This window comes from Brucella sp. LJL56 (assembly GCF_054871705.1).
In genome coordinates, this window is record NZ_JBTXLQ010000003.1 from 166331 (window position 1) to 190728 (window position 24398).

The following is a 24398-nucleotide window of genomic DNA, read 5'->3' on the forward strand; positions in this document are numbered from 1 at the left end:
TTGATCCGTTTAGAGCGCCGTGCGTCCATTTGGACGCACAAAGGTCGCTCCAGCTTATTGAAGCTACGCATCGTGCCTTCCAAAAATCGATTCCGATTTTTGGGCCGATGCTGTAGCGAATGCCGACCATCCGATCGGCATTCGCAATGGCAGGAAGTTACTTTTTCAGCGAAGCGTTCCAGAAATAAGGCCACGGAGCCGGATCGACACCCTCGAGTTTGGTCGACATGGCCGCAACAGCGTTGAAGTCACCGATCTTGATCAAGGGCAGTTCGTCATAGATGGTCTTCTGGACATCTGCCCACAGCGCAACACGCTTTTCTGGATTAGATTCGGATGTGAAGGCATCGACCACGGTTTTACGCGCAGGCGTATCCCACCAACCCGGCGAACTGGTCGACAAAGAGCCGATCAAAGCAGGTTCGGGCAGGAAAGGGCTGTGCGTTATGTAAATATCCCAAAGCTTGGGATCAGCACGGCGCTGCGTCAGTGTCGCCCAGTCGACAACCTGCAGGTCCACCTTGAACCCAGCAAGTTTAAGGTATTCGGCAGCCACCTGCGCCATCTTATAATGGAACTCATATTGGCGGCTGGTCAGGATACGCAACGGTTCGCCGTTGTAGCCCGCAGCCTTCAATGCTTCTGCCGCCGCCTCGGGCTGGGCGACATTATAGTTTCCTTCGACACCAGCTTCCGTATTCCAGACAAAGTTGGAGGGATAGAATGCACCGTCCAGGGCGTAGAATTCCGTACTGCCAAATGCAGCCGCAAGCATGTCTTCCATGCTCAGTGCTTGCGTCACGGCCTTTCGCACCGGCAGCCTTGACGCCACGCCTTCCTTGGTGTTGAACACAAAGACAGGATAGCCGAAGGGTTTCAGAAGCAGCGGCTGTGAAGCAGTCGAAGACTTGATCTTGTCAAATGATTCCACCGGAATGGAATCGACATAGTCGTATTGTCCGGAAACCGCCGCTTCAACACGGGTATTTGCGTCAGGAACCGAAACAAACCGGATCTCGTCGAGATATTGATGGCGCGCTCCACCGTAGCCGTCACTCTCGCCGTCGCGCGACTTGTAACCATCGAAACGCACGAGCTGAATGTATTGATCCGCCTTGCGTTCCTTGAGCAGGTAGGGACCGGTACCGATAAACTCGTTCATCGGCTCTGCCTGCTTTTCCGATGGGATGATGATCGCCGCAGAATTGTTGAAAGCGAGCAGAGAAGTCAGCGGCGCATAAGGCTGCTTGAGCGTGATGGTCACTGTAGCCGGATCAGTCGCAGCAATATTTTCGATGAAGGCTGACGCCTGCTTTCCGCGTGATGCCAGCTTCGTCCAACGCTGCAACGACGCAACGACGTCTTCCGATGTCATGTCACTGCCGTCATGGAATTTGATGCCAGAGCGCAGCTTTATCGTATAGGTTTTCCCGTCTTCGCTGATTGCTGGCAGACTCTCGGCCAGTAGCGGCGTCGGTTTCCATTCCTTGTCGAACGTATAGAGCGTTTCAAAAATATGCTGTGTGACAATGCCCACAAGATCGGCAGTGGATACCATCGGGTCGAGCGTCGGCGGCTCGCCAATGGTCGCGACATTGATGACGCCACCCTTGTCTTGCGCCAGCGAAAGGCCAGGACTGAAAATCATGGCTGAAGCCAGAAGGAGTGCTAATTTGATCCGCAAGGCATAATCCCCATTTTTAGTTTGTTCCACAATTATGTTATATAGCCTTTTATAAAAGAATAACTGAGAACTTCAGGGTGTCAATCCTTCAAAAAGCTTCGACTGGAATTCTTCGGGCGATAAAATTGGAACTCTTTCCAAATTAAGGAGATACGGCGCGGTAAAAGTAAGAGGCGCCGCGAGGGACGCTTGCCTTTCGTTAGCTTTCGGCTTTAGTGGCGGTTTCGACAAAAGGGGGCGGATGCGGTCAGAAACACCAGCGTCGCGTCAAGCCTGATGTTCACCATACGAACGCGGGAACGCCGATACTATCCGCGTTTTTCAGATTTTTTGGGTGGCACCTCCGAAGCTGTATCGATAAGAGTGCGCCATGACACGCAAAGGCCAAGGCTACCTCTTCACACTTCTCGCAGTTACCATTTTTGCAACGCAGGACGGTATTTCGAAATACCTTGGCACTCATTATTCGCCGATCCTGATAACGATGATCCGCTATTGGGTCTTTGCAGCCTTTGTTCTTCTGCTTGCAATGCGTTCCGGCGGCATCGCCAAAGCCGCAGCAACGAAACGTCCCTTTCTGCAACTTTTTCGCGGAATTTTGCTTGCTGCGGAAATCGTTACATTCATATTCGCTCTCAGTCGCGCAGGTATGGCAACAGCGCAGTCAATCTTTCAGGGTGCACCTTTATTAGTGACGATGCTCTCCGTGCCGTTCCTTGGTGAAAAAGTTGGCTGGCGACGTTGGACGGCAATCGTCGTCGGACTGATCGGCGTTTTGCTGATTATCAATCCTGTGAATGCGAAATTCGACGCGAATCTACTTCTGCCGGTGGCCGCGATGGTCATGTTCGCCGTTTATGCCGTTGCGACACGTGCCGTCAGCAAGAGTGACGATGCCATGACCAGTTTCTTTTACACCGGCATAGCGGGAGCCGTGGCCCTCACCTTTGTTGGCTGTTTCTATCTGATGCCAATTGTGCGAAGCGACTGGTTCTGGATGGCAGCTCTTTGTGCCTGTGGTATCGCAAGCCACTACTTTCTCATCCGCGCCTACAACATTCTGGAGGCGGGAGAAGTGCAGCCCCTCACCTATCTGCAGCTTGTTATCGGAGCATGTATCGCGGTCACGGTTTTCCACGAACAGTTGACATGGAACATCGTCGCTGGCGCGATTGTCGTCGTTGGCGCCGGATTGTTCTCGGTCTTCCGCGAACGGCAACTCGGCAAAAGCAAGCCGCCAGCACTTGGATAGGTAACAAACTCGATATGGAAAGAGCGGATAAGTCAAAAAATGTTAAAGAGCTTTCCGCCAGTTTATTTCACGTCTTGGTTTATGATCTTTATGCCTTTCTATTCGGGGGCCTAACCGAATATCGAAAGGTTTTTATCATGAAAAATGCAGGCATAGGCACCTTTATGCTGACCGTTCTTGCCAGCGGAGGCGCAATGGCCCAAAGTTCGCCGCAAATTTCGCCTGAAGATCTTTACAAGGCCGCAACAAATCAGCTTGGTATTGTCGAATACTGTAAGGATAAGGGTTTTGCCACGCAGGAAGACATTAACGGCCAGCAGTCGATCATGAAATTGATGCAGGCACCGGCTGGTAAGGCGGGGCTCGACGCCACCCTCGAAGCAGGAAAGAAAGGCGTCGTCCAGTCGATGGGTCAGGAAACCGATGTCGAAGAATTTGCCAAGACATCAGGCAAGAGTGTGGAACCGTTCTGCCAGCAGATCACGGCTGCGATCAAGCAATCGGCGGCACAGATTCAGAAGTAGCTGCCTGGGAATGATCTTCGACGTCTTTATTATCCAGAAACCCCGGCCCATCCAGATCGGGGTTTCCATGAAATATACCGCAGAACATGTCTCAGCCGCCAGCTCACCAAAGAGAGTGGTCGCCTTCGTCAGACAACAGCGCGCACTGACTTGACAGATTAATCTTGATAATTTAATTCATGTTTCGACCTCTAGTGGTCGCGTAGACTTCCAGCCGGCGCTTGACCTACCGAGAGCGCCGGTCTTTTTATGTCCTGTGCAAACACAAGCGCGGTCGAACAGGTATGTCATGACGCAGCCAGTCACATCGAATAGCACCCATATCGAAACCGATTGCGTGATAGCGGGCGGAGGTCCAGCAGGATTGATGCTGGGACTTCTGCTGGCACGCGCAGGCGTGAACGTCACCGTTCTTGAAAAACATTCCAATTTTCTGCGTGATTTTCGCGGCGACACGATTCATCCATCCACCCTGCAGATCATGCATGAACTAGGCTTGTTAGACGGGCTCCTCGCCTTGCCTCATACCAAGGCACATCGGCTGAATGCGGAGATCGGCGGCAAGGACATCACGATAGCTGATTTTTCCAGAATTCCCGCTCAGTGCCGCTTCATCGCTTTCATGCCGCAATGGGAATTTCTCGACTATATCGCGCGCGAAGCCGCGAAGTATCCAAACTTCAGGCTCATTATGTCAGCCAGCGTGACCGAGCTGACCGAACGGGATGGGAATGTCACCGGCCTCCTCGCAACGACACCTGATACGGCGATCACAATTGATGCCAAACTCGTCGTCGGTGCGGACGGAAGAAATTCTGTGGTGCGCACGAAGGCTGGCCTGGAGGTCGAAAGCTATGGTTCGCCAAGCGAGATTCTCTGGATGAAATTGTCTCACGCTCCCGATGATCCGCCCTATACGATGGGCCATGGTGGGCCCCGACAAGGTTTCGTCATGATCGATCGCGGCAAGTACTGGCAATGCGGTTATGTGCTTCGCCGACAAACTCTCGCCGATGTGAAGGAAGGAGGGCTCGATGCATTCCGGGAAGCAGTCGCAAAAGTATCGCCATTGCCTGCGAACCGGATGGACGAAATACGCACATGGGATGACGTTCACCTGCTGAGCGTACGCATCGACCGGCTGAAAACATGGTGGAAGCCGGGGCTACTGTGCATCGGCGATGCTGCCCACGCCATGTCGCCCATCGGCGGCTTCGGAGTCAATCTCGCAATTCAGGATGCCGTTGCGGCAGCAAATATTCTGGCCGTACCGCTGAAGGGAAACGAAAATTTAGCCCCGTATCTTGCAGCCGTCGAAGCAAGACGCCGCTTTCCTGCAAAGGCAACGCAGAAGTTGCAACTGATGATGCGAAGTGATAGCCGCAAACGCGAAACACACTCTAAACCCGATGGGCCACCAGCATTCATGCGCCATCTCGCACGATGGCCAGTCCTCGCACATCTGGCCGGCAGACTGATCGGGATGGGCTTTCGCCCGGAACACATCCGCAACCGCTGAACGACGGATTCAGTCCATATCGTCAAGTTCGTCGTGAATACCGGCGACGATCTCCAACCGCTGCTGCGCCGATTTTCCTGCATGCGAAGCATAGGTCAATGCCAGAAGCCGGATTGCACTACTGACAGCGGTATAAGATACACCTAACGCGAAACTGTCCACATGACACGGCAGGACGACGCGCGCATAGCGCTGTGCTTCCGGAACGGATCCTCGATCTGTAATGGTTACGATGTTCAGCCGGCTCGTCGCCGCGTAACCCAGAATTTGCTTCAGCAAAGCGCGGTGTGGCGGAAGCGTTATCAGCAACAAAACATCCTTCGGGCCAGTCATGGCCAGATCTTCAGCCCACGAGCCCTGGTTGATGCCAAGGATCATCACGCTGTGACGCAGCCTCGAAAACAAAAGCCGTGCATAGCGTGCGAACCCTTCCTCGTCGCCTATCCCCACCACCCAGACACGCGGCGCTTCTGCGATAAGTTCGGCAGCTTCTCGCATCTTATCGGAGCGAAGCGCCTCGAACGTCCGGGTTATATTGGCGATCTCCAGATCAAGATGTGCACTGATGGTACGCACCAGCGGCACTTCTTCGTCCATGGTACTCGAGTAATCGTAAGGTTCGGTGCGGTTGCGCTCTTCGCGCGCCTGAAGTTTCGCTTCGTTGAAATCGGCATAGCCCAGATGCTGAAAGAAGCGGGCCGTGGTCGCCTTGGATACGCCTGCCATCTCCGCGATTTCGGTAGCGGAATGGATCAGGATGTCGTCTTCCCGCTCAAGAATTAACTGCGCGATTTTCTGCTCACCTGCTGTGAGCTTTGCGTAGCGCTCCTGTATGCGCAGTACCAGACGTGAAGCCATGTGCGTTTATTCCGAATCTCTCTTAGCACTAAAAAAGCTTATCATCGGCTCTTGCAATAATGAAACATTTGTTTCATTGATAATGAAACATTGAAATTCATGGAATCTCCATGGCGTATTCCCGCAGTACACGACAGCGCATCTGGGAGCGACTGAAAGATGTCGCGCGCCCTGATGCACGCTTCCACTTCAAATTCTCGGAGTTCATACCGGATTTTGAAGGTGTCGAGGCAGCTACGGATCGTCTGCTGGCGCTGGAAGGGATAACGAAAGCCAGATTGGTTTTTGTGACACCGGATAATTCCATGATCGAGTTGCGCCGTCGCCTGATCATGTCGGGTACACCATTCATCATGCCGACCTACGGCATGCAGCGCGGCTTTCTCCTGCTGGAACCGGGATCCGTTCCCCCGGGGCTGGAGAAAGCCGCAGCCTGGCTTGACGGAATGGAACATTTCGGCCGATCGGTCAGTCTCGAAGACTTGACCCATATCGGTCGTTTTGATGTCATCGCGACTGGCGCATCCGCTGTTTCCATCGACGGGGTCCGCTTTGGCAAAGGCCATGCGTTCTTCGATCTGGAATGGGGCATGTTCACCGATCTGGGACTTGCGGACGAGCAATCCCTGATTGCCGCTGCTGTGCATGACGTGCAGATTGTGGAAGAACGCCTCAACGTTTCAGAGAGCGACATTGCTCTCGACTTCATTGCCACGCCGAGCCGCCTGATCGAGATAACGCGCAACCGTCGCCGACCGCGCGGTGTTCGCTGGAGCGACGTTTCAGCCGAAGAAATCCAGTCCATACCGCCGCTGCGTGAGCTTGCGCGCATACGCGGCATTGCCTGACCAATTCAGCACCAAAAAGGAAGCTTCAATGAATATTGCCCTGGATCGCCGCCGTTTTCTCGGACTTATGAGCGCCGCAGCCGCCCTGCCCGCCATGAGTCGTTTTGCATCCGCGGATACGCCTTTCAACTTTCAGGCTTCATGGATCAATGACGCGGAGTTCAGTGGTTATTTCATCGCCGCCGATAAAGGTTTCTACCGCGAGGAAGGCGTCGATCTGAACTACATATCTGGCGGACCCGATGTCATTCCCGAAAGCACGATCATTGCGGGCAAGGCCGACCTGACCCTAACCACCCCCGATACGACGATAAAGGCCATCGTCGAACAGGGCGCGCCTTTCAAGATCATCGGCGCCCAATACCAAAAGAACCCTATCGGCATTATCTCGCTCGCCAAAAATCCGATCAAGGAGCCAAAGGACCTGATCGGCAAGACGCTCGCCGTGCCGCCGGTCAATGTCATCTCGGTCGAAGCCATGCTGAAGATTTCGGGCATTGAGCCTTCCCAGGTCAATATCGTTCCCTACGCCTATGATCCGACACCGCTCATCAAAGGCGAGATCGACGCTTCGCTCGATTTTACTACAAATGTTCCTTTCACCATCAAGCAGGCTGGCGAAGACGCTGTTTCCTTCCTGCTCTATGATTTCGGCTTTACGATCTTCAACGATACGGTTGTCGTGACGGAAGAAACACTCAAGGCAAAACGCAAGGAAATCGTCGCTTTCCTTCGGGCAAGCCGCAAAGGCTGGGACGAAAACCTCAAGGACCCGGCAGCCTATCCGCCAAAGTTTGCCGACACCTGGTTCAAGGGCACAGGTCGGTCGATCGAAAACGAAATCTATTTCAATACAGCCCAGAAGCCACTCATCGAGTCGCCGAACGGTGTATTTTCCATGAGCGAAGAAGCGATCGAGAACACAATCAAGGCCCTTGGCACTATCGGCATCGCCGCCAAACGCGATCATTTCGATACAACTCTTCTTGAAGAGATTTGATGCCTGATATGTCCGGGATCAAACTGGAAAATGTGACGCGCTCCTTTTCGGGGCGCGGCACAAATGTGATTGCACTTTCCGACGTCTCGCTTGAATGCCCGACAGGCTCCTTCACGGCACTCATCGGGCCGTCCGGCTGCGGCAAGTCCACTATGTTGCGTCTGGCGCTCGGTCTCGACCAGCCTGATAGCGGATCAATTTCGGTCATGGGCAAAAGCCCCGTCGAGGCTGCGAAAGCCGGACTGACCGGCGTGGCTTTTCAAGATGCAGCACTCATGCCGTGGCGCAGCGTCGAAGACAATATTGCGTTGCCGCTGGATGTTCTTGGCCTTTCGCGCTCCACGAAAGCTGGCCGGATTGCCGAGCTAATCGCCCTTGTCGGGCTCACCGGCTTCGAGAAAGCACTCCCCGGCGAGCTTTCCGGCGGCATGCGCCAGCGTGTCGCTATCGCCCGCTCTCTTGTCACAGATCCGCGCATTCTGTTTCTCGATGAACCTTTCGGCGCACTCGACCAGATATTGCGTCGTCAGATGAATATCGAACTTCAACGCATATGGCTTGAGAGCAAGGCGACAACCCTGCTTGTTACCCATGGAATTGACGAGGCCGTATTTCTCGCCGACCGGATAGTGGTGATGCATAGCCGCCCCGGACGCATCGCGCAGATCATCGACATTCCGCTGGATCGTCCACGCAGCCCCGAAATCTTCAGTACGTCGCAATTCCATGCGCTGGAGGACGCCGTCGCGGAGGCCCTGCATGGCTGACACCACGCCAACGGACCACCTCTCCACCTTGCGCAACTGGGTCATCCTTCTGGCAGTCTGGGAGATATGCGGTCGTTTTTCTCTGATCGCAGAAGGTGCTTTGCCAGCACCTTCGGCGATTCTCGCTCGCCTCTGGACAGATCGCGCCGACTATCCGCCCCATATACTGGCGACACTTCAAGGTGCGGGTGCTGGCTTTATCATCGGCAATCTCATTGCCATTGCAGCCGGTATCCTGTTCGCGTTGTTTCCGACCGCAGCGAAACTGGGACGTGGCGTCAATATTGCAATCTTCGCACTGCCTCCGATTGCCATCTCTCCCATTCTGGTTCTGACTTTTTCAGGAATGACGCCGCGTATCACGCTGGCGGCGCTTGGCTGCTATTTCATCACCATGGCCGCTACTGTGACCGGCATCAGCCAGACAGACCGCCGCATGGTCGATATCGTTCGCGCCTATGGAGGCAATCGATGGAAAGTGCTGTGTCTGGCACAGTTTCGATCCGCTCTGCCGTCCATCCTTGCCGGTCTGCGCATTGCCGCTCCGAATGCGGTTCTGGGCTCAATACTGGCCGAGTTTGGTGGCGGTGGCCGCTTCGGTCTTGGTGCTTACCTGATCGGATCCCTTGGCAGAGCCGAACCAGCCCGGCTCTGGGGTATTGGGTTATGTGCCACCCTGCTCGCAGGGCTGGCCTATGCACTCTTTTCCATTCTTGCAAAGGTTTTGACAGGCAGCACAAAGGCCATCACCGTCCCGGCCAGCGCTCCGAACGCTGCATTCCGCGCGTCCCGCGGCCTAAATATTGCTCTCGTCATTTGTTCGATAGCTCTTCCTTTCGTCTTGTGGTGGCTGCTGCTTGTCGCCATGGGAACACCAGCCATGATTGCCAAAACCCCCGTTGGATTGTTCGAGTATCTATTCCTCGCTCCATCCTCCGCCCCGGCGCAGGCAAAATTGCTGACGGCTCTTTCGCAGACTTTACCGCTCACTTTTCTCGGCATGGCTGCAGGTATTCTCTTTGCCTTTGCCCTAGCCATTACCTCCGTTGCAAAACCCGCCATCGTACGCGGCTTCATGCCTGTCGCCCTTGTCACTCAGACAATGCCGCTCGTTGCCCTGACGCCGCTGCTCGTCCTGTTGCTGGGACGCGGACCATCGGTCATCCTCTGGATAACGATTTCAGTCACATTCTTCCCTGCTTTCGTGACCATGGCGCAGGGCATGGCATTGGTTCCGCGCGCAGCGCTCGACGTGCCCCGCGCATATGGTGCGAGCGTCTGGACCCAGATCCGGCTAGTGTCAGTGCCAGCCTCCCTGCCCTACGTCTTCGCAGCCATTCGTCTTGCCGTTCCCCGCGCTCTGCTCGGCGTCATGATTGCAGAATGGCTGGCGACGGGGACAGGGCTCGGAAATCTGCTCAATCAATCACGCGGATATCTCGACTATGGCATGATCTGGGCCGTCGCAGTGGTGTCCGTAATGCTGTCTGTTTTCTTCTATCAAATCGTAGCCGTCTGCGAGCGTCAGGTGCTCGCCCGCCGCGGCATGAGCCCGGCAGACTAAAATGCAAGGAGTCCCCATGGAAATCACCGATCACAAAGCTTCCGTTCGCGAACGTGTATGGAGCGAATTGCGCAAAGTCGCTGTACCGGACAGTCGTTTCCATTTCGACTTCGGCGAATTCATCGCGGATTTCGACGGTGGTGAGGATGCGGTGGCCCGTCTGACCGACCACCATTACTATCAGAATGCAGACTTCATCTTCATTACGCCTGACAACTGTCTAGACCGCCTGCGCCTGCAGGCATTGAAAGATGGAAAGACCGTTCTGATAACCACCTATTCGATAAAGCGCGGCTTCTGGGTCCTCGATCCGAAGTTGATTTCGCCGGACTATTATCTTTACGCCTCGACGCTGGACGGCATGGAGCGCGTGGGACAACCGGTAACCCTGAAAGACATTTCAGCCATGCCGGTAGTGGACTACATGGTCACCGGTACCGGCGCGATCAATCTCGAGGGCGTCCGCTTCGGCAAGGGGCATGGCTTTTTCGATGCCGAATGGGGCATGCTCTATCGTCTGGGCCGGATCACGGCCGCAACCCCAGCCGCGGCCGTCGTGCACGACTGTCAGGTGTTGAGCGAAAAACTCACGCCGGATGTCTATGACACGGTTGCAGACGTCATCTTCACGCCCACCCGTACTATCGAGGTAAAGGATCCGCACAAGCCAACTTGCGGTATCATTTGGGAGCGTCTCGATCCCGTCATGTATGAAACGATCCCCCCGCTCCAGGAACTGAAAGCCATGGGGCTTTAGGTATCATACTTTCAAAAACTAAAACGCCGAATGCAGCAAACGCATCCGGCGTTTTAGTTTGGCTATCCTGAAATCGTTACATGCCGACCACGAGCTTCAGTGCAATCGACCACATCGTAACGGCAATGACGCCTTCAAGAATGCGCCACGACGACGGGCGGACAAAGATTGGGCGCAGCCAACGGGCGCCAAAGCCAAGCGAAAAGAAAAACACAAAGGAGGCGGTGACTGCACCCGCGGCGAAGGATGTTTCGAAGCCTGGAAACTGCGTGGAGATTGTTCCAAGCAGCATGACAGTATCCAGATAAACATGCGGATTGAGCCACGTGAGCGCCAGACAGGTCGCGAGTGTCCTGGTCAGACTCACAGACGCGCCGTTCGCCGTCGCCAGAACGGCAGACGAAGTGAACGCAGAATAGAGGCTCCGCGCGCCATACCAGATGAGAAATGCCGCACCCCCATATCGCATGATGGGATCAAGTGCTGGCATGATAGTCGCGATTTTCTGGAAACTCGTTACACCGACAAGAATAAGGATAGCATCCGATATGGCGCAAACGAGGCTCACGGCGAACACATGCTCATCGCGCAAACCCTGCCGCAAAACAAAAGCGTTTTGCGCACCAATGGCGACAATAAGGCTGAGGCCCATAGTTAGGCCGGTTACGTAGACTGAAGGATTCATGAGTGGTCGCTATCTGTCTGGGAGTAAGTTAGCACTTGGATACTGAAATCCAGCGAGTTAGAATAGTTAAACTTCATAATTCCAATTTAGGATAACTAATGATCGACTATTCTGCCCTGAGAGCAGTGGCGATGGTAGTTCAGACAGGCAGTTTTGAGAAAGCCGCCCGGGCACTGAACGTGACCCCGTCTGCGATCTCGCAACGCGTCAAGCATCTGGAGGAGAGGCTGGGAGTTGTCCTGATTGAGCGAGGCTCTCCCTGCACAGCGACCGAAAAGGGTGACTGGTTATGCCGGCATATCGAGCAGGTCGGCATGCTCGAGCGCGAACTTTTGGCGGAACTACCCGCGCTATCCGGTGGTGAAAACTCTGTACAGCGCGTAACGCTCCATATTGCAACCAACGCCGACAGTCTGGGCACATGGTTTCTCAAGGCGATCTCACATTTCAGTGCAACATCGGATTATCTCTTCAATATAGCGGTCGACGACCAAGATCATACTGCCGAATGGCTGCGGCGCGGGCGTGTCGTTGGCGCTGTAACCTCCCTGTCCAAACCCGTTCAGGGCTGCCGTCTGACCCCGCTCGGCATTCTCCGATATCGGGCGACAGCTTCTCCGGATTTTATCGCGCGGCACTTTTCGAACGGAATAACTAGTGATGCCCTTGCCAAGGCTCCAGCGCTGACATTCAACCAGAAAGACAGATTACAAGATCAATGGGTACGCGCCGCACTGAGGAATGACATAGTTTGCCCAACACATTGGCTTCCTTCGACACAGGCTTTCGTCGATGCGAGCTTGTCGGGTATGGGATGGGGCATGAATCCGGTGCAACTGGTCGACCACCATTTGAAATCAGGGCAGCTTATTGAACTGATACCCGATGCGCCTCTCGATATTCCTTTGTACTGGCAAGTTAACCGCCTCGCAGCCGACACACTTGCAGGCCTGACACAGACGGTCTTGACAACAGCGCGCCGGGAACTTGCACCCCTCCTGGAAAAATAAAACCGCCATAAACGCGCAAAAGTTCGTAAAAACAAGAGGCTAGGGCAAAGTTTTCTTTACCCTTGCGGTCAATCACCATCTGTTTTCTTGAACGTGAACGGCGATTGAGCGATCCATGAACAATGAAGCTCTTGTTACTGATCACCGCGCTGGTCGCCCTTGTTGTCCTCGGCTGCTATCTGCAGATGTTTTTTGCCGTACCGTGAACGCATGATGACTTTGATCAGCACACCGCCAGCCCGCAAATGAACAGGCGTGGCAAGTGCAGGAAAAGGCAGCCTTATAGAAAGAAAGGCAGGATCAATGATCCTGCCCTGTTTGTGCAACACCTGCCGCCTCTTCACAGACCCTGACATGCTCTGCCAGTGCATCGAGTTGCAGGAAAGCGCTTATGGTACAGATATCCCGCTTCTGGAACTTTGGAAGCTCCTGAAGCTCCTTCAATCTGGTGAGAAGTGCACCGCGGTTCATGGTTTTCCCTCCATCTTTCTGGCTATCCGCAAGATTGGTGTTAAAGCTTGTTTCGATCTGATTGAATCAGATCAGCGCTCTAACTTTTTGTTTTGACGCGCATCTTGTCCGAAAACCGTTTCACACTTTTCGGGATGCGCTCTTATTAGGCTGCCCGCACCTTCGCTTTGGTTTTCAGCGGCAGTTCGATATCGACTTCGAGAGTCGACATCTGGTCACGCCGGTCCATTTTCACGCTGACCTTGTCGCGATCGATCTGGATATGCTTGGCTATGACAGCGAGAATTTCCTCCCGCAGCACCGCAACAAGATCGGAATGTTCGTGTGACGCCCTTTCATGGGCAAGCAAAACCTGCAACCGTTCACGCGCTTGCGGCGCGGAGGCAGGCTTACTGAAGAAACGAAACAGGCTCATGCCGCTCTCCTTCCGAAAAGTTTACCCAGAAGGCCGCGCTTTTCGGATGGAACAGTCATCGGCACTTCTTCGCCGGCAAGGCGGCGGGCTGCGTCGAGATAAGCCAATGCAGGTGCACTGCGCTGATCGGCAAGTGTCACGGGCGAACCAATATTGGATGCCCGCAGAACGTCCTGGCTTTCCGGAATGATGCCGAGAAGCGGGATGGACAGAATTTCGAGCACGTCGTCGACCTTCAACATATCGCCACGCTCCGCACGCACAGGGTCATAACGAGTGAGCAGGAGATGCTTTTCCACGCGCTCGCCCCGCTCAGCCTTGAGCGTTTTTGCGTCCAAAAGGCCGATGATACGATCGGAGTCACGCACGGACGAAACTTCGGGGTTCGTCACAACCACAGCCATATCCGCATGGCGCATGGCGAGCGTAGCGCCGCGCTCGATTCCCGCCGGGCTATCGCAAATGATCCAGTCGAACTCTTTCTTGAGGTCTTCCATGACCCGGTCGACACCGTCGGTAGTCAGATTATCCTTATCGCGCGTTTGGGAGGCAGGCAGCAGGTACAGCGTCTCGAGGCGCTTGTCGCGGATCAGAGCCTGCGGAAGCTTTGCGTCGCCCTGAATGACATTCACCAGATCAAACACAACGCGACGCTCTGCCCCCATGACGAGGTCCAGGTTACGCAGACCGACATCGAAGTCGATAACGACAGTCTTCTCACCGCGTTGCGCCAGCGCAGCGCCGATTGCAGCAGTTGATGTCGTTTTACCAACGCCACCCTTGCCGGAAGTTACAACAATTACTTTTGCCATATTTGTCTCCTGTATCTCCCGCGCGCCTCCAGAGCATCCGTTACCCGGGAATTGAAATGCTCTGCTTTTCTTTCGCAGCACTCAAAAGTGCCTAACATCTCGATCAATATTGGTTTCTCTCAAGGCAGAAACCTTTGAGAATGACGTACTAGAGCATTTCCCGTTTCGCTTGAATCATTTGGAAATGCTCTATCTTTTTGCTTTTACACACATCTTGTTCCGAAAACCGTTTCACACTTTTCGAGATGCGCTCTAATTCAGCGTTTCGGCCATCATGTAGTCGCCATCGAGCCAAAGCTGTACGGCTTGCCCGCGCAATCTGCTCTCCATGTCTTCGGCCGTCTTGTAGAGACCGTCGATAGCGACAAGCTCTGCCTCCATCTTGCGACAAAAAATGCGTGCGTCGGCATTTCCTGCGGTCCCAGCCATCGCGCGACCGCGCAATGCGCCGTAGACGTGGATCGAGCCGCCAGCCACCACTTCTGCGCCAGAGGCAACAGAACCGACGATCGTTACATCGCCATCAGGAAAATAGATGGACTGGCCGGACCGAACGGGCTCGGTAACGATCATGGAAGGAACGGCCTTGACGAGTTGCACCGATGTGGGCGCGGCCGGAGTTCGCTCTTGCGGTTTCGACTCGGCAATTTCCGGGTCGAAATCTGCGGCCGGCTGTCCGCCACGCATCGCCGGCGGCATGCCGGGGCCTAGCAGAGAAGGCCGCGCATTTTCGAAACCCGTAATCCAGACGCCGCGACTAACCAGATCTTCAAGCAACTGAACCAGTTGCGGGCGCTCAATCGAAACGTTCTCCAGATCGAGAACGATCGGACGATTCAGAAAAAAACCTACTGAACGTGCTGCGAGATCATCCAGCTTATCGAGCCAGCCATCGAGCGGCAGTTCAGGCGAGAGCACCAGCGCAAGAAAGGATCTCCCTTTCAAGCGGATTGGACGGGACTGTGTTAGCACTTGATTCATCTTGGTTAAAAAACGGTTTATCCGGTCTATATGCGCAATGGTTAACAGATGGTTAATTTCTGAGCCTGAGCAGTCCCGATTGCTGGAACAACCGTTCCTTTTGACGATCAGGACACAACTATCAGGCCCAGGATCAGCCTTCGGGTACAGAACGCAACATTGTGCCCGCATGAATAACCGAAGTCCCTCCAGTTCGGAAACGACTCAGCCTATCCTTGATTATAAACGAATATTTCCATCGAAAATTGTCGCTTCTTCATCCGTCCACAGAAGACACTGCAGAGAATATAAACTTAAATTTCAATCAAATATGACCCAACGTAATGTATTATAATTTTATAATATTTTTTTATTTATTTACAGACACAAAATATCTTGATGAGTCAGGAAAATAGAGAGATTAATCATAATTCATTTTGAAGTATGCTTATTGTAATGACCGCCCTTTCGTAGATTAATTGGAAAACTGCCGCGGCTTTATCTGCACCAACCCAAGATTTGGATAGACAATGTGCATTAAAAAATTCACCAGATCACATTGAGCAACTTCACCAGCGCAAACGATGAATATACCCCCAACAAAGCGACAGCTATATTTCAATCGCTTTCTTGCTTCTTCGAACACGGCCAGTTTCGCGTTGAAATAATTCCGGCTGGAATCACTCGAATACAGGATCTGGGGAGGTTCCGCTCAAAGGAACCGCCTCGCGTTTGGGCGGGGGGCTTAGGGGCGCGAGGCGGGCGAGCTCTCAGGAGTGCACGCATAGGGAAAATGGAACGTTAGCTCCGATTCTGGAACTAACAATACGTTCCAGTCTGAAAAATTACGTGACCAACATATAGAAAAGCCCGCAATGCTCGGGAGAAGGAGAGCATTGCGGGCTTAATCTGTAAGCGCGATTGGGAGGAGGAGTATCGCGCTTTGCGTCCGGTTCCTGGGAGGAGGAGTAAACCGGACGCATTTTTAATACTCCGTCCGACCTGCCCTCTCAATCTACAAGCTTGCATTGCTGATATGCAGTTTCAACAAGCCAAATAGAAACCGCCTCGCAGCGAATGAACGCGCTGAGGCGGCATATCTCCTCCGAAAGCCCCAATCGAAGAAGATGATGGAACTTACTCACAGCTTCAGTGAAAATAAATAGACAATGTTCGCAAACATTCGAAAAACCGGTGAACAATATCGTCCAAAGGTTGAGAATTCTCTGACCAATCAAACCTTTACGCGTTCACAGCCCTTTCTGTGAGAATTGATAAAGATTTGGTACATTTCAGCCTCGCAATATGCTCTTCCACGCCTTGTCCGAAAGTGGAAATTGAAAGACCATTGCCTCGTTAACTACATAAATTTCAGTAATTTCTGAAATTTATGTAGTTTTATTAAGGGGTTGCTTTCTACATGAGCGCGGTTATTGTTCGTCCCACTTGGAGGAGGGAGTACCGCCCCAGCGCGCTAGACCGCTGCGGGGCGGTTTCTTTTTCAGCTACCCAAAAATGCATATCTGCATTGCAGCATTGCCCCTTGTAAGCGGCCGCTCGTGTTCCTATTTTCACGTTGTTCGGTTTTACTCCTCCTCCCAAAAACCGAGCACAAAGCGCGATACTCCTCCTCCCAATCGCGCTTTACAGATCCGCCCACTGCACACTCCTCCTCCCAGTGCAGTGGGCGTTCTCTTTTCTGGCACGCCTCATCCTCATTTGTTGCTTTGCAAGTTTTTACCGAGCCCGGCACCCTGTCGGCTATTTCAGTAGTTTTTAGGTTTTGCAGGGTATTTTTGCGCACAGCGCAGCAGGGAGCGGGGTTCCATGTTCTTTAGCAATATCTTCAGATCGGTCAGATCTTCACTCTTATGCTCTCCCTGGTTCTGGCTGATTTGCGTTCTCGTTCTGCTGATCGCCCTTTTATCCTTCAGGTTCAGTGCCCCCATCGGGGCTATGTATTGGGATAGCTACATCTATTTCGATGCGGCACAGCGCATCAAGACAGGCCAGATTCCCAATGTCGATTTTTCAACGCCGGTCGGGCCTCTTGGTTATTATCTGTTCGCATGGGGACATTCATTATTCCCGAACGCACAACCGTTATTGCTCGTCCAATGGTCCATACTGGCCATAGCAGCACCTCTAATGGCATGCGTATTAGCCGAACTTCAGTCTCATAACAGGACTATCGGCTTTCTTCTCCTCGTTCCATTTCTGGTTCTTGCGATCTCTCCAGCCAACACACAAAGCTTTTATCCCTATCCTGGACTGGACGGGTTCGGCATATATAACCGCCATACATCGCTCCTGCTGTACGTGTTGACATGTGGACTGATGTTCATGCGAAACAGCACGAAATTCGCACTATTTTGCGCAGCAACGATGCTCGCCCTGCTCTTGATGAAGGTAACCGGGTTTCTTACAGGCGGCTTATTCGGTCTTGCGGCGTTCCTGGCGGGACGTATCTCAATCCGCAATGTCGCGCTGGCAACCGTCGTGACCCTCGGGGCTCTGCTCCTCCTCGAACTGCACAACGGGATTATCAGCGCATATGTTCGCGATATCACGACATTGATCGCGCTAAACGAAGAGGCTCTGCTCTCGCGTTTTCTTACCGTCATATCGCTGAAACTCGATGTCATTTTACCGGCAGCGATCCTCATTCTTGTTCTTTTCTGGAATGAACAGTACCAACTCGGCGAACAAAGTCGTCTCTTCGACCGAAGCTCGATCTGGCTTGCCATTGGGCTTCTCGGCGGCATCATCCTCGAAACACAGAACACCGGCAGCCAGGAATTCATATTCCTTTGGCCCATCCTGCTCATGATCTTTCAGCGCGTGAAAGCAGGTGACGAGAGGATCAAGATCGCCTTCGTTGTGTTGGCCGCCTTTTGTGTCATTCCGACATTCACCAAGGTTGCGCACCGGACCTTGCGTGCAGTTGCTGTCGCCCCGACTTATATTCAACCGTCTTTGCCGGAATTGAAGAATTTGGGGCAGGTGTTGACCCGGCGTGATTTCCTGCAGCGAGCGGAGCTCTTCGAATCCCATTACCCTGATAATAATGCAGCCTATGACGCGTTGGCGGCGAAGGGTCAGCTCCCAAGCTGGCAGCTTTATTCAGAAATCGATTTCCAGGTGTACTGGCTCGTTTCTGCAGAACAGATGGTGGAGGATTTGCAAGCCTTCGAGAAACGAAACAACATCCGCCTGCAAAGCATCATGTCGCTCGACTTCGTCAATCCGTTTGCGTGGGTACTGGATCGCGACGCGACACGGCATATCCAGATCGGCGCAGATCCCTTCCGCACAGTCCCGGCGCTGTCCAAGGAAACGAAAGCCGCTGTGGAAGCAACCGACGGCATATTGCGCCCGAAATGTCCGGCGACGACCAACCGCCTCGCTTTGCAGAAAATATATGCCGAAGCACTAGAGGGTCGCGCCGTCGTCGCCTTGAACCCCTGTTGGGATTTGCTGCTTCGTCCAGGCTTGGTTCCGTAATTAGAAACGGCTCATTTGATCTGAGCCTTGACGAAATCCCGCACAATCCGGACGATGCCGCGTGAAAGTACCTCATCCAGCGCCTTGATGAACGCATCCACATGCTCGCGTCCACAGATCAGCGGCGGCTCAAGACGGATGACGTTTCGATTATATTCGGTAAAGGCGACCAGAACTCCGTGATCGCGCAGCAGATGACTGCCGATAAAACCGGGAAGCGAGCCTTTCAGCTTTTCATCAAGCATCGCCAAGACAGGCCTCAGCACAATCGGCATGGTTTGGGAGAAGTCGTGAAACTCCAGCCCTACCATCATTCCCTTGCCACGCACGTCTTTCAAAAGCGCAGGATACCGGCTCTGCAACTCATGCAGCCTATCCAGAAGATAATCCCCAACATCGGCTGCATTATCGATCAGGTGTTCATCATAAAGGACATTCAAGGCTTCAATTGACGTGATACAAGCCTCGCCGATACCGCCAAAGGTCGCCATGGCATGTATCATTGCCGTCTTGGGCGTGCCGTAGGCCTTTATATAGATATCGCGGCGGGCAATCATTGCAGCCATGGCCGTCTTTCCACCACCCAGCGACTTCGCCAAGGCGGTAACGTCCGGTATCACACCATAATGCTCGAAAGCATAGAATTTCCCGGTTCGCCCCAATCCACATTGCACTTCATCGGCAACCCAGATCACACCATACTGGTCGCAAAGGCTCCGCAGCTTCTGCCAGAACTGTGCATCAGCCTGAATGATGCCGCCACCGCCTTGCACCGTTTCAAGCACGATCACCCCGATTTCAGGGTCGGAGCGGAATGCGTTCTCAATAGCCGCGATATCACCGAAGGGCACACGCAGGGTATTATCGACAAGCTTGAATTCACCACGATATAGCCCACCATCCGTGATGGACAGGACGCCCTTGGTCTTGCCGTGGAACGAATTTTCCGCATAGACGATCTTGGGCTTTTTCGGACCGGCAGCACGCTCTGCCACTTTGATAGCGGCCTCCATTGCCTCGGAACCGGAAGATCCCAGAAACACCATGTCGAGATCGCCCGGCGAGCAGGCCGCAATATCATAAGCGAGCGCGGTCGCATATTGCGACATGAAGGCGATTGCGATCTCGTGACGCATTTCTTCCTGGAATTGGCGCCGTGCTTCGATAATACGCGGATGATTGTGACCGAAAGCCAGCGATCCAAAACCGCCGAAGAAGTCGAGAATTGAGCGCCCGTTCTGGTCGTAATAATACATGCCTTCGGCACGTTCGATCTTCACCTTGTGAAAACCGAGCAACTTCATGAAGTGAAGCTGACCCGGATTGAGGTGAGCGGTGAACAACTCTGTCATCCGTGGCAGGTCGAGCTCTTTCGCCTCGCTGACGGTGAGCAGTTTCGGCTTTGGCGTTGTGTTGATCTTGTTCATTTCTGCCTCTACGCCGCTTCCGAAGCCCGCGCATCCAGCGATGCGGCTCCAATCTTCCTGCGATACTCGCTATAGGCCGCGATCAGCATGTCCTCGTCCCTGTATTGGGGAACCCAACCAAGCTCGCGCTCGCCTTTCGAAACATCGAGTACACACATTTCATCAGCTATAAGATATTGCTCCGGGTCCATGATCGGCATGTTCATCCAGTCGAGCAGGTCCAACGTGCGCTTCACCGCCCAGGCGGGCGTCGGCAACAGGACGGATTTTGATCCGGCATGCTTGATCAGATCACCGAGCAGTTTTCGAACCGGAGGCGGGTTGAGCGAACCGAGGTTGTAGACCTCGTTGGGGACACCGGCGCTGAAAGCGGCACGCGCCGCCGACGCACAGTCGAACACCGAAATGAACTGGTAGGGATTTCTGCCCGAGCCGATCATTGGCACCGGTAGATTGTGATCAACCAGCTTGAACAGTTTTTCCAGAATACCAAGACGTCCCGGACCGATGATAAGACGCGGGCGAAACAGCGAAATATTCATGCCCCGCTCGCGCCATTCAATGGCGAGTTCTTCGGTTTTCAGTTTGGATAGCCCGTATTCCCCGAGCGGTTTGCACGGATGCTCCTCTTTCTGCGGCCAGACATGCGTGTGCCCGTACACCATATCGGTGGTGAAATGGACGAGCTTGTTGGCACCAGCCGCATCCATAGCCTTGATGATGTTCTCCGTTCCGTGGAAATTGACGGGAAAGAAGAAATCGTGCCGCTTCGCTCGGACCTGAATTGGGGAAAGCATCTTGGCGGACAAATTGTAGATCATGTCGTCTGCGCGGATGCCAAGTCTGCGGATTGCGTCAGGATTGGTTACATCGGCCACAATGAAGGCGGCGTCGGCATAGTGCGGCAGATCGCTTTTTACGATATCTGCAACAATGACCTCGTGACCATCGGCAAGGAGTTTTGGAGCGAGATAGCGTCCGACAAATCCATCGCCACCGAAGATTATATGTCTCATTGCGTCCCCCGTTTAACGATGTGTCTGCTGGTTCATGTTCGTATCCGCCTGCGGCTCGGAGGGCTTGCCGCTTTGCGCGATCAGCACAGTTCCAATGCAGATGAACGCGATGCCTGCAATTTTGTATGCACCCAGCTCCTCCTTGAACAAAAGCCATGCGAACAGAGCGACTGCTACATAGGCGAGACTGAGGAACGGATAGGCAAACGAAAGATCCACTTTCGACAACACGTAAAGATGTGACGCCATGGAGATTACGAAGGTCAGCAAGCCGGCAAAAATCCAGGGATTGAAGACAATCTGGAACATGCGCTGGATCAATGTTTCGGCTGAAAAGCTGATCGGTCCGAGCGTTAGCATGCCATATTTCAGCATCAACTGCGCGGCAGCGTTGGTCATGACCGTAAACAGGATGAAGGGAATATATTTCATCGCATTTTCCTAACCTGCCGAACCGAGCGTCAACGCCGTTCGGCGCCAGAAATTCGAATTGAAAGCCTTGTCGCGAAAAGGTTCGAAATCGCGCCAGTGCGGGTAGCTAGCGGCAAATATTTCCGCGCTCATCCGCTGATCCTTATATGGATTGACCCGGCCACCGGCCTCCACCGTCATCCGATCCAGATGGTCCAGCAATTTCAACGTCTCACGGCCACGATTGGGAAAATCCATGGTCAGCGTATACCCAGGCATCGGGAATGACATGAGGCCAGGAGATGTCATTGTTCCGAAACGTTTGAGCACCGTCAGGAACGAAACCTGCCCAGCGTTTCGGCTCGCCTCAAGCATCGCGGGAATGACCGCTCTGGCTGCATCGAACGGCATGACACTTTGATGCTGGTAAAGCCCTGACGTGCCGTAAAGCCTGTTCCAGTTTCTGAGGCCATCAAGTGGATAGAAGAACTTTTGATAATGCACTCTATGTGCTGCCGTCAGCAGTTTTTTGCACTGAAAATAAGCTGCATTAAACAGTGACAGGCTTGCCTTGTTCAACACGGAGAACGGCAATTCAAAGGGCACGCCAAACCGCGCAACCGCCGACATATGAGAATTATGGGCCGCCGCAATATGATTGCCGACAATCAGCAAACCTCGGCCATCGGAGAGCTGGTCGACCCAGGCAACGGCATATTCATTCTCAAGATCTTCGGCCTGGGCCATATCGAAATATTCATCGAGATTGGCGAATGGCAGAACCTTCTCCTCCACATCGAGACCATCCACCCGCATAAGCCGGATGGTCGCGCGAAGGATCAAGCCCGTCAGGCCTAATCCGCCGATTGTGGCGCGGAACAGATCGATGTTCTCCTTATCGGAGCATTTGTAATGAACACCATCCGAACGAAGCAGATCCAGCCCTTCGACGTGACACCCGAAAGTCCCCTGCCGGTGGTGGTTTTTACCATGCACATCGTTGGCAATGGCGCCGCCGAGAGTCACGAACTGCGTGCCTGGTGTGACGGGAAGGAAATAACCATGCGGCGCGACATGGGCGATAACTTCATTCAAAAGCATACCGCTTTCAGCCGTCAGCAACCCCGTATCGGGATTGAAGTGCGCTATCCTCTTTCGCGCCTGCATAGGCACAAGAAAGCCCGCATCGTTATGACAGCTATCCCCATAGGAACGACCATTTCCAAATGGCAACAAGCTCGCGTCTTTGGGCAGGAACTGCGCGAAATCAGCCTCCAGCCCATCCAGTGGAAGGAACTGACGCTTTCGCCGATCAATACGTCCGAAACTGTTGAAGGCGTATTCCATCAGCGCATTCCAGCCACAAGAAGCAGCACCGCACCGAGCGCAATAACCACCTGACTGCGCCAATCCTTGGCAATGAAGAGGACCGGATCGTCATCCATATCGCCCCGATGGGCCAATATCCACACGCGCACATTGATATAAAGGACGATCGGTCCAAGTGGCCATATCAGCCATGGATAGGTATAGAGCGTCTTGACGGCATCGCTATTGATATAGAGCGCCAGAACCAACGCCGCGGTGAATGCCGCCGCCACCCCGCACTGCCCGACAACATCGCGATCTTCAGGACGATAACCGCGTCCGGCGATCCGGTCCTTTTCGGTCACTGTCGCCCCCTGCAGCTCGACATAACGCTTCACCAATGCGAGCGAGAGGAAAAAGAACATGGCAAAGGCCATCAACCAGAACGATAGCGGAATGTAAGATGCCGCCGTGCCCCCCAACAGCCGCAAGCTGTAAAGTCCCGCCAGGCAGATCACGTCACCCAGCAACATGCGCTTTATGGCAAAGGTATAAGCGGTCGTGAAAACCAGATAGGTGACAATTGCCAGCGTGAAAGCCGGTGGAAGAAAAAAACAGACCAGGCCCGCCAGAAGCAGCAGCAGAGCTGTAACGCTGAGCCCAAAAGGGATGGATAACTGTCCGCTCGCAAAGGGGCGCAGATTTTTTCGCACATGTTTTCGATCAACCGGAAGGTCGACAATATCATTGACGATATAGATCGCAGACGCCGTTGCACAAAAGGCGACGAATGCCAGACAAGACGCAATCAATACGTCGGGTTTCATTATGTCGTGCGCCAGAATGGCAGGCACGAAGACAAGTAGGTTCTTCAACCATTGATGAACACGCAGCATACGAACATAGGTTCGGATGGTAGGTTTCTCGCCACAGAAAAGTTCACAGCCGGTCCGTTGCTGGAAATGTGCCGCTGCACGATCAGGTGCGACAACGATCGCCTGTCGGGCTGCATCGAAAACAGGCAGGTCATCACGATCGTTTCCGGCATAGTCGAACCCCTGTCGTCCATAGTGCTCGACAAGCAAATTTGCCTTTCGTTCTGCTGAAAGATTGGTCGTGCCGGACGTTGAATAGACAGCGCTGAAAATCTCAAGCTCAGACGCAACGGCCTTGGCCATCGGTTCAGCGGCAGCCGTTGCCAGCACCAATACTCGCCCTGATGCATGTTCGCCGCGCAGAAATTCCAGAAATTCTGTTCGATAGGGAAGCCGCGACGCATCCAGCGCTACACGTTCTGCGACCTGTCGCTTGAGATATGCTTTGCCTGAAAATAACCACACCGGCAGCATGAAGACGAACAGGATGTTCTTCTTCAGAAGAAGAAAAACACCTTCCCACAGCAGATCGGTCGAAACCAGAGTTCCGTCCAGATCGACTGCAAGCGGCACATCCTTGTTGTTCTGCCCCCGCGTGTCCATTTTCAGCCCTTTTCCGCTCAGGCAGGAATGCGGTTCGATCAACCTGTTCCGCCCAAGCCCCCTCTCGTAAAGGGATAGAGGCAGAAACCAAATGAAAAATGAATATTCGTGTTACAATCGATGATTGA

At 53.6% G+C, this 24398-nt stretch carries 23 protein-coding genes; 10 read left to right on the top strand and 13 right to left on the bottom strand.

Going from position 1 to position 24398, the window contains the following annotated elements; genetic code table 11:
- Positions 1 to 157: 157 nt before the first annotated feature.
- Positions 158 to 1648, bottom strand: coding sequence for an ABC transporter substrate-binding protein (locus ACYSN1_RS12760; RefSeq protein WP_461726020.1), 1491 nt, complete (start codon positions 1646 to 1648; stop codon positions 158 to 160).
- Positions 1649 to 2054: 406 nt separating this feature from the next.
- Between ACYSN1_RS12760 and ACYSN1_RS12765 the strand changes: the two genes are divergently transcribed.
- The 3 genes from ACYSN1_RS12765 (at position 2055) to ACYSN1_RS12775 (ending at position 4979) form a co-directional block, all read left to right on the top strand.
- Entirely contained in the window at positions 2055 to 2936 is an 882-nt protein-coding gene (locus ACYSN1_RS12765) for a DMT family transporter (protein ID WP_461726021.1), read from the top strand.
- A 14-nt stretch (positions 2937 to 2950) separates the two neighbouring features.
- Positions 2951 to 3460, top strand: coding sequence for a hypothetical protein (locus ACYSN1_RS12770; protein ID WP_461726022.1), 510 nt, complete (start codon positions 2951 to 2953; stop codon positions 3458 to 3460).
- A 289-nt stretch (positions 3461 to 3749) separates the two neighbouring features.
- A complete protein-coding gene (locus tag ACYSN1_RS12775; RefSeq protein WP_461726023.1) occupies positions 3750 to 4979 on the top strand; it encodes an FAD-dependent oxidoreductase in 1230 nt (409 codons plus the stop codon).
- 9 nt (positions 4980 to 4988) lie between these two features.
- Here ACYSN1_RS12775 and ACYSN1_RS12780 read toward each other — a convergent pair whose 3' ends face one another.
- A complete protein-coding gene (locus tag ACYSN1_RS12780) occupies positions 4989 to 5837 on the bottom strand; it encodes a MurR/RpiR family transcriptional regulator (protein WP_461726024.1) in 849 nt (282 codons plus the stop codon).
- A gap of 110 nt (positions 5838 to 5947) precedes the next feature.
- On the opposite strand from ACYSN1_RS12780, the gene ACYSN1_RS12785 reads away from it, so the two are divergent.
- The 5 genes from ACYSN1_RS12785 to ACYSN1_RS12805 are packed head-to-tail and all read left to right on the top strand — an operon-like array spanning position 5948 to position 10773.
- Positions 5948 to 6685 (top strand): 5-formyltetrahydrofolate cyclo-ligase, encoded by a 738-nt coding sequence (locus tag ACYSN1_RS12785; RefSeq protein WP_461726025.1) that lies wholly within the window; start codon positions 5948 to 5950, stop codon positions 6683 to 6685.
- 28 nt (positions 6686 to 6713) lie between these two features.
- Positions 6714 to 7685 carry an ABC transporter substrate-binding protein gene (locus ACYSN1_RS12790; protein ID WP_461726026.1) on the top strand — a complete coding sequence of 324 codons (972 nt, stop codon included), beginning with the start codon at positions 6714 to 6716 and terminating at the stop codon, positions 7683 to 7685.
- Complete coding sequence (locus tag ACYSN1_RS12795) at positions 7685 to 8452, top strand: ABC transporter ATP-binding protein (RefSeq protein ID WP_461726027.1); 768 nt, start codon at positions 7685 to 7687, stop codon at positions 8450 to 8452. The genes ACYSN1_RS12790 and ACYSN1_RS12795 overlap by 1 nt, the downstream gene beginning before the upstream one ends.
- Positions 8445 to 10016, top strand: a complete 1572-nt coding sequence (locus ACYSN1_RS12800; RefSeq protein WP_461726028.1) for an ABC transporter permease — start codon at positions 8445 to 8447, stop codon at positions 10014 to 10016. The genes ACYSN1_RS12795 and ACYSN1_RS12800 overlap by 8 nt, the downstream gene beginning before the upstream one ends.
- A gap of 16 nt (positions 10017 to 10032) precedes the next feature.
- Complete coding sequence (locus ACYSN1_RS12805) at positions 10033 to 10773, top strand: 5-formyltetrahydrofolate cyclo-ligase (protein ID WP_461726029.1); 741 nt, start codon at positions 10033 to 10035, stop codon at positions 10771 to 10773.
- 76 nt (positions 10774 to 10849) lie between these two features.
- Here the strand turns inward: ACYSN1_RS12805 and ACYSN1_RS12810 are convergent, their stop codons facing one another.
- Positions 10850 to 11458 carry a LysE/ArgO family amino acid transporter gene (locus ACYSN1_RS12810; RefSeq protein WP_140020969.1) on the bottom strand — a complete coding sequence of 203 codons (609 nt, stop codon included), beginning with the start codon at positions 11456 to 11458 and terminating at the stop codon, positions 10850 to 10852.
- 98 nt (positions 11459 to 11556) lie between these two features.
- On the opposite strand from ACYSN1_RS12810, the gene ACYSN1_RS12815 reads away from it, so the two are divergent.
- The gene (locus ACYSN1_RS12815; protein WP_461726030.1) at positions 11557 to 12468 is read left to right on the top strand and encodes a LysR family transcriptional regulator ArgP; all 912 of its coding nucleotides are present in this window, start codon (positions 11557 to 11559) and stop codon (positions 12466 to 12468) included.
- Positions 12469 to 12602: 134 nt separating this feature from the next.
- Here the strand turns inward: ACYSN1_RS12815 and ACYSN1_RS12820 are convergent, their stop codons facing one another.
- The 5 genes from ACYSN1_RS12820 to minC all read right to left on the bottom strand — a co-directional run bounded on the left by ACYSN1_RS12820 (position 12603) and on the right by minC (position 15147).
- On the bottom strand, positions 12603 to 12797 hold the full coding sequence (locus ACYSN1_RS12820; protein WP_461726031.1) for a hypothetical protein: 195 nt from the start codon (positions 12795 to 12797) through the stop codon (positions 12603 to 12605).
- On the bottom strand, positions 12769 to 12939 hold the full coding sequence (locus ACYSN1_RS12825; protein WP_181153455.1) for a hypothetical protein: 171 nt from the start codon (positions 12937 to 12939) through the stop codon (positions 12769 to 12771). Before ACYSN1_RS12825 ends, ACYSN1_RS12820 begins: the two co-directional genes overlap by 29 nt.
- Positions 12940 to 13084: 145 nt before the next feature.
- Positions 13085 to 13354, bottom strand: a complete 270-nt coding sequence (gene minE / locus ACYSN1_RS12830) for a cell division topological specificity factor MinE (RefSeq protein WP_140020966.1) — start codon at positions 13352 to 13354, stop codon at positions 13085 to 13087.
- Entirely contained in the window at positions 13351 to 14166 is an 816-nt protein-coding gene (minD, locus tag ACYSN1_RS12835) for a septum site-determining protein MinD (protein WP_010660936.1), read from the bottom strand. Before minD ends, minE begins: the two co-directional genes overlap by 4 nt.
- A 252-nt stretch (positions 14167 to 14418) precedes the next feature.
- Positions 14419 to 15147 carry a septum site-determining protein MinC gene (gene minC / locus ACYSN1_RS12840; protein WP_461726032.1) on the bottom strand — a complete coding sequence of 243 codons (729 nt, stop codon included), beginning with the start codon at positions 15145 to 15147 and terminating at the stop codon, positions 14419 to 14421.
- A gap of 1806 nt (positions 15148 to 16953) precedes the next feature.
- Between minC and ACYSN1_RS12845 the strand changes: the two genes are divergently transcribed.
- On the top strand, positions 16954 to 18630 hold the full coding sequence (locus ACYSN1_RS12845; RefSeq protein ID WP_461726033.1) for a hypothetical protein: 1677 nt from the start codon (positions 16954 to 16956) through the stop codon (positions 18628 to 18630).
- 11 nt (positions 18631 to 18641) lie between these two features.
- Here ACYSN1_RS12845 and ACYSN1_RS12850 read toward each other — a convergent pair whose 3' ends face one another.
- From ACYSN1_RS12850 to ACYSN1_RS12870, 5 genes are read right to left on the bottom strand one after another with little or no spacing between them, the layout of a single operon-like run.
- Complete coding sequence (locus ACYSN1_RS12850; RefSeq protein WP_461726034.1) at positions 18642 to 20057, bottom strand: aspartate aminotransferase family protein; 1416 nt, start codon at positions 20055 to 20057, stop codon at positions 18642 to 18644.
- An 8-nt stretch (positions 20058 to 20065) separates the two neighbouring features.
- A complete protein-coding gene (locus ACYSN1_RS12855; protein ID WP_461726035.1) occupies positions 20066 to 21073 on the bottom strand; it encodes an NAD-dependent epimerase/dehydratase family protein in 1008 nt (335 codons plus the stop codon).
- A 12-nt stretch (positions 21074 to 21085) separates the two neighbouring features.
- Positions 21086 to 21505, bottom strand: a complete 420-nt coding sequence (locus ACYSN1_RS12860; RefSeq protein WP_109986781.1) for an EamA family transporter — start codon at positions 21503 to 21505, stop codon at positions 21086 to 21088.
- A gap of 9 nt (positions 21506 to 21514) precedes the next feature.
- A complete protein-coding gene (locus ACYSN1_RS12865; protein WP_461726036.1) occupies positions 21515 to 22831 on the bottom strand; it encodes an FAD-binding oxidoreductase in 1317 nt (438 codons plus the stop codon).
- Positions 22831 to 24270, bottom strand: a complete 1440-nt coding sequence (locus ACYSN1_RS12870) for a UbiA family prenyltransferase (protein WP_461726037.1) — start codon at positions 24268 to 24270, stop codon at positions 22831 to 22833. The genes ACYSN1_RS12865 and ACYSN1_RS12870 overlap by 1 nt, the downstream gene beginning before the upstream one ends.
- Positions 24271 to 24398: the final 128 nt, after the last annotated feature.